This is a genomic window from Rhizobium sp. 01N447_2, from assembly GCF_056399245.1.
Genome location: NZ_JBFTQY010000142.1, coordinates 1 through 5,720, shown reverse-complemented (window position 1 = coordinate 5,720; position 5,720 = coordinate 1). Strand labels below are relative to the sequence as shown.

Sequence of the window (5,720 nt, the reverse complement as noted above, 5' to 3'; positions counted from 1 at the left end):
GAGGTGCAGCCCTCCGGCTATCCGAACCGCTTTATGAACTCGCTGATCGTCGCCATCACGTCCACGGTGCTGGCCGTCGGCATGGGAACCTTCACAGCCTACGGCTTCTCGCGCTTCAAAGTGAAGGGGGAGGCAGACCTTCTCTTCTTCATCCTGTCGACGCGCATGCTGCCGCCCGTCGTCGTGGCGATCCCGATGTTCCTCATGTACCGCGTCGTCGGCCTCAACGACACGCATTGGGGCCTCATCATCCTCTACACTGCCTTCAACCTTTCCTTCTCCGTTTGGCTGATGAAGGGGTTCATCGACGAGATCCCTAGGGAATACGAGGAGGCCGCACTCGTCGACGGTTACACGCGGATGGAGGCCTTTTTCAAGATCGTCATCCCGGAAGCGGCGACCGGCATCGCCGCGACCGCGGTCTTCTGCTTCATCACGGCCTGGAACGAATATGCATTTGCGCTGATCATGACGAACCGGCGCGCGCAAACGGCCCCACCCTTCATTCCGAGCCAGGTCGGCTCAGGCCTGCCGGATTGGACGGTCATTGCGGCCGGCACATTCCTGTTCCTGCTACCGGTCGCCATCTTCACCTTCCTGCTCAGGAACCATCTCCTGCGCGGCATGAGCTTCGGAGCGATCCGCAAATGACCTTCCGCGCCTTGAACCAGAAATATCTCGAACCCGCCTCGCAGTATCTGATGATCCTCGGCATCATCGCGCTCTGCCAGCCCTGGAACCTGTTTCTGCATCGCTACGGCATGACGATGACGCTCGTCGGACTGATCGCCTTCATGGTGACGACCAAAATCCCGCGGGACGCGCAACCAGACGAAGGCAGCCATTCATGACGCAGATCGAACTTCGCGGGATTCAGAAATATTTCGGTGCCGTCCAGGTCATCAAAGACCTTAATCTCGCCATCGCCGACAATGAATTCATCGTGCTGCTTGGACAATCGGGCTGCGGAAAGACGACGACATTGCGCGCCGTCGCGGGGCTGGAAACCATCGACGAAGGCGATATTCTGATCGACGGGCAGCCGGTGCAGCATATCAAGGCATCCGGCAGGGACATCGCCATGGTGTTCCAATCCTTCTCGCTCTATCCGCACATGACGGTCTACGAGAACATCGCCTTCCCGCTCCGCGCTACCCGGATGAGCCGTGCCGATGTCGATGCGTCGGTCCGCGAGATCGCCGGTGTGCTGCGCATCACCGGTCTGCTGGCCCGCAAGCCTTCGGCGCTGTCAGGCGGCGACATGCAGCGTGTCGCGATCGGCCGCGCGCTCGTGCGACGCCCAAAGGCCATGCTGATGGACGAGCCGATCGGTGCGCTCGACGCGAAGCTGCGCGAGGAGATGCGGGCGGAAATCAAGCGCCTGCATATCAAGCAGGGTTCAACCACCATCTACGTGACGCATGACCAGGTGGAGGCCATGTCGCTCGCCGACCGCATCGTCATCATGCACGAGGGCATCCTCCAGCAGATCGGCACGCCGGAAGAGGTTTACGCGCAACCCGCCAACACGTTCGTCGCCCAGTTCGTCGGAAGCCCGGTCATGAACATGGCGCCGGCGACCATCAGCGAAACGGGCGGCCATGCGAGCGTGCAGGTCGGCGACGCGGTAACGGGCTTCGAGTTCCCCGCTGCACTGGCCAACCGCCTCTCTGACGCAAGGGCCGAGAACGGCAAGCTGACACTCGGGGTCCGGCCTGAGGGCGTGCTTGTTTCACGGGAGGCCCGCGAGGGCTTCATGCCGGTCGAAGCGCATATCATCGAGCCTCTGGGCTCGCACGACATCGTGGACCTGAAGGTCGGTCACCAGATGATCAGGGCACGCACCAAGAGCGGTTTCGTGCCTGGTCCCGGCGAAGCCGTCTGGGCACGCATCGACCCCGCCCAGGCACATTTCTTCAACACCGCGACCGGGTCGTCGCTGGGGATCAGACTCTGATGGCGCATATCGAACTCAAGGGCATCACCAAGACCTTCGGCAGCCACACGGCGCTGAAAAACCTGAACATCGACATTGCTGACGGCGAGTTCTTCGTGCTGCTCGGGCAGACCGGCGCCGGCAAGACGACGACGCTGCGGCTGATCGCCGGTCTCGAGAAGCCGACCGCAGGCCAGATCTTCATCGACGGGCAGGACGTCGCCGACTGGGGTGCCGCCGAGCGCGACGTGGCCCTGGTGCTTCAGCAATATTCGCTTTACCCGCGCTATACGGTGCGGGAGAACCTGGAATTTCCATTGAAATCCCGTATCCGTCGCGTTGAACCCGGAGAAATCAAGGAGCGCGTCGACCGCGTTGCGAAGACTCTGCGCATCGAGCATCTGCTCGACCGCAAGACGGACCGGCTGTCGGGAGGCGAGATGCAGCGCGTATCGATCGGCCGGGCCATCGTGCGCAAACCGCGGGTCTTCTTGATGGACGAACCGCTTTCGGCGCTCGACGCGAAGCTTCGCGAAGCACTTCGCACCGAGCTGAAAAACCTGCAGATGAACCTCGGCGCGACCTTCCTCTTCGTCACTCACGACCAGATAGAGGCCATGTCAATGGGCGACAAGATCGGCGTCCTGAACAATGGTCAACTGGTGCAGACGGGTACGCCGCAGGAGATCTACAGAAACCCGGTCAACACCTTCGTCGCGCGTGCGGTCGGCTCGCCGCCGATGAACCTGATCGCCGGCACGCTTGCCGGCGGCGAGGCAGTGGCCAGCGAGGGCTATCGGCTGCCCCTCGGCAACGGACACGGGATCGCGACAGACGGTCGCCCGCTCACCTTCGGCATCCGTCCCGAGGACATTTTTCTCGACAGCGGCGCGCCCGGCGAAGCACGGGTCCACGACGTGGAAAACCATGGTGTCGAAAAGATCGTGACGCTGCGTACCGGCGAGAAGTTCATCCACGCGACCGTGCCGACACAGACGGCGCTTCGGATCGAAGATGAGGTTCGCTTTTCGTGGAATCCGGAAAAGGTCGTGCTGTTTGACGCCGGAAGCGGTGTAAGCCTGCGGCACGCGGGCTGACCTGATCGGTCCGAAGGATGCCAGCGGTCTCGGCGGCACGGCAGGGGCAGTGAGCGTTTCGAGTTGTCGCGACGAGGCGCTATGCGGGAAAGCGCCGGCGATAGTGTTCTACCACTTCAGGATTGCGCAAATTAACGGGCAAGTCGCCCTTGATGACGCGCAGGGCTTCGCTCGCCGCGCCTGTTCCCATGCGCATCATGCTCTCTTCCGTCAGACCAGCGAGATGCGGCGTCACGATGACGTTGTCAAAGCCGAAATAGGGATGGTCGAGCGGTAGCGGCTGCGTTGCGAAGACGTCGAGCGCGGCTCCGCCGATGCGACCATCGCGCAGCGCCTCGATCAACGCCGCATCGTCGATCACGGGGCCGCGCGAGACGTTGACCAGAATGGCCGCGGGCTTCATGCGCCCGATGCGACCGGCATTGAGCAAGCCGGTCGTCTCCGGCGTCAGCGGGCAGCAGAGCACCACGATGTCGGCCGTCGCCACAAGCTCATCGATCGTCAGGAAACGCGCGCCGTCCGGCACGCTTTCCGGCGACCGGCTCGTGGCGACCACCTCCAGGCCGAAACCGAACTTCGCGATCTGGAAGATCGCCTTGCCGACATTGCCCATTCCGACGATGCCGATGATGCGGCCGGCGAGGTCGACGGCCGTGTCCGATTGGGCGCGGCCCGCCGCCCAGCCGGTCTGACGCAGTTCGCGGTCCATCGCGCGAAAGCGCCGTAGCAGGGCCAGTGTCACGAGGAAGACATGCTCGGCGACAGTCGAGGCATTGGCGCCCGGGACGTTGGCGACAAGCACGCCGGCACGGGTCGCCGCATCCAACGGCACCATGTCGAGCCCGGCGCCATGGCGGATCGCAGCGCGAAGCGCCGGCGCATCCTCGAAGAAGGCCGGCGGGATCGGCGCGCGTACGATGACGATGCCCGCGCCGCGGCCTTCTCGCAGCAATGTTTCGGGATCGGGCGCGGAAGCGACGCGCAGATCACCCGCAGCCTCAAGCATGGACTTGGCCGCAGGGTGCAGGGGATGTGTGGAAAAGATGAAGCTCATCGGCCCTCCCGCCGGTTGCGCCTATTCGGCTGTCGTCGCTGGACCGCCGATGAGACCCTTCCAATAGCTTTCCGCACCTTGAAGATGCGCGCTCATCAGCGCCTGGGCCAGATTGCCGTCTCGGGCAAGCAGCGCCTCGTAGATGCGGATGTGTTCCTCATGCGAGCGCCGGCTGCGGGCGGCGTCGGCAAAATAGATCGGCAGGCGGTGCTCGCCCATGACGTAATAGACGCTGCACACCCGATGGAAGACGCTGTTCTTGGTGGCTCGGACGATCTCCAAATGGAAGTCCCGGTCCTCGCGCGCCAGCCCCTCGCCGGCGGCAAGCTTCGCCTCCGACGCAGCGAGGATATCGCGCAAGTGCTGGTAATTCTCCTCCGTCGCCCGATCGCAGGCGAGCTCCGCGGCCTTGATCTCATGGATCTTGCGAAGCTCCACAGTCTCGTAGATCAGGATAGGATCAAGCGGCACGCCGGCGCGGGCAAAAAGCGCCATTGCCTCCACGCTCGCCTCCGTGGTCGTCAGATAGATTCCCGACTTGGCTCGGCGCTCGACGATGCGCATTGCCTCCAGAATGGCCAGTGCCTCGCGGATTTGGCCCCGGCTGACGCCGAAATGCTCCGCAAGCTCTCGCTCCGAAGGCGTACGGCCGTTGCCGCTCGAGTTCGAGAAAAGATGGGCCGCGAGATCGGAGAGGAGGGAGTTTTCTTTCATCGTCACTGTCTTTGCGCGTGAGTCTCCAGGACCCGCTGATTGATCGTGAAGCCCAGGCCAGGCCTGTCCGGGATCTCTACCATACCGTCTTTCACCGACACAGTGTCCTCGACAAGATCATGGATCATCGGATTGGCGCCGAGCGAATATTCGATGATGAAGCTTGCCGGGGAAGCGGCGCACAAGTGCAGGCCGGAGAAGAAGCAGGGCGCACCGGCCCAAAGATGCGGCGCGAAACGGAGGTTGAAGGCGCTGGCGAGCGAACTGATGCGCATCGCCTCCGTAATGCCGCCGCAGAAGGCGGGATCCGGCTGGAATATGTCGGCGGCCCGAAGCATGGCAAGATCTCGGAAGGCAAAACGCGTCGCCTCGCTCTCACCCGCAGCGATCGGCACGTTCCCAGCCGCGCGCACCTCCGCCATGCCCGGCTTGTCATCCGCTATCACCGGCTCCTCGAACCAGGCGAGGTCGCAATCGGCGACCATCTGGATGAAGCGCTTTGCCTCCGCAACAGTATAGGTGCCGTGCGCATCGACCATTAGGTCGACGTCGGGGCCGATTGCCTTGCGAGCCGCCCGCACGCGCGATGCCGAGACATGCAGCGCACGATCCATCGCACCGACGCGCATCTTGACTGACTTGAAACCACCGGCCGCGACATAGGACCGGAGCTGTTCACCGATCCGGTCCACGCTCTCCCAACCGCCCGAGGCATAGGCGGGCAACCTGTCCGCCTTGCGCCCACCCAGCAGCTTCCAGACGGGGACGCCGAGCGACTTGCCGAGAATGTCCCAGAGCKCTATGTCGACCGCGCTGATCGCCGCGACGGAAAGGCCGCGCCGCGCGATCTCGGGCATGGCGTGACCGGAACTCGCCGCCGTCTCGTGGCGTACGCCGTTATAGAGCATCTCCCATATGG

General features: G+C 63.4%; 7 protein-coding genes. 4 read left to right on the top strand and 3 right to left on the bottom strand.

What is annotated here, in order from left to right:
• From AC1ECN_RS38085 to AC1ECN_RS38070, 4 genes are all read left to right on the top strand, one after another.
• Positions 1 to 651: carbohydrate ABC transporter permease (locus AC1ECN_RS38085; protein WP_477955978.1), on the top strand; the 651-nt coding region annotated here is incomplete at its 5' end.
• Entirely contained in the window at positions 648 to 851 is a 204-nt protein-coding gene (locus tag AC1ECN_RS38080) for a hypothetical protein (RefSeq protein ID WP_003549717.1), read from the top strand. The genes AC1ECN_RS38085 and AC1ECN_RS38080, both read left to right, overlap by 4 nt.
• Entirely contained in the window at positions 848 to 1,957 is a 1,110-nt protein-coding gene (locus AC1ECN_RS38075) for an ABC transporter ATP-binding protein (RefSeq protein WP_018072903.1), read from the top strand. Before AC1ECN_RS38080 ends, AC1ECN_RS38075 begins: the two co-directional genes overlap by 4 nt.
• The gene (locus tag AC1ECN_RS38070) at positions 1,957 to 3,033 is read left to right on the top strand and encodes an ABC transporter ATP-binding protein (protein WP_018072902.1); all 1,077 of its coding nucleotides are present in this window, start codon (positions 1,957 to 1,959) and stop codon (positions 3,031 to 3,033) included. Before AC1ECN_RS38075 ends, AC1ECN_RS38070 begins: the two co-directional genes overlap by 1 nt.
• Before the next feature lie 79 nt (positions 3,034 to 3,112).
• Here AC1ECN_RS38070 and AC1ECN_RS38065 read toward each other — a convergent pair whose 3' ends face one another.
• The 3 genes from AC1ECN_RS38065 to AC1ECN_RS38055 all read right to left on the bottom strand — a co-directional run.
• The gene (locus tag AC1ECN_RS38065) at positions 3,113 to 4,087 is read right to left on the bottom strand and encodes an NAD(P)-dependent oxidoreductase (protein ID WP_130726099.1); all 975 of its coding nucleotides are present in this window, start codon (positions 4,085 to 4,087) and stop codon (positions 3,113 to 3,115) included.
• Between the two features lie 21 nt (positions 4,088 to 4,108).
• A complete protein-coding gene (locus AC1ECN_RS38060; protein WP_085994742.1) occupies positions 4,109 to 4,801 on the bottom strand; it encodes a FadR/GntR family transcriptional regulator in 693 nt (230 codons plus the stop codon).
• A 2-nt stretch (positions 4,802 to 4,803) separates the two neighbouring features.
• The coding region (locus AC1ECN_RS38055; protein ID WP_477955975.1) for a mandelate racemase/muconate lactonizing enzyme family protein at positions 4,804 to 5,720 on the bottom strand (917 nt) is incomplete at its 5' end.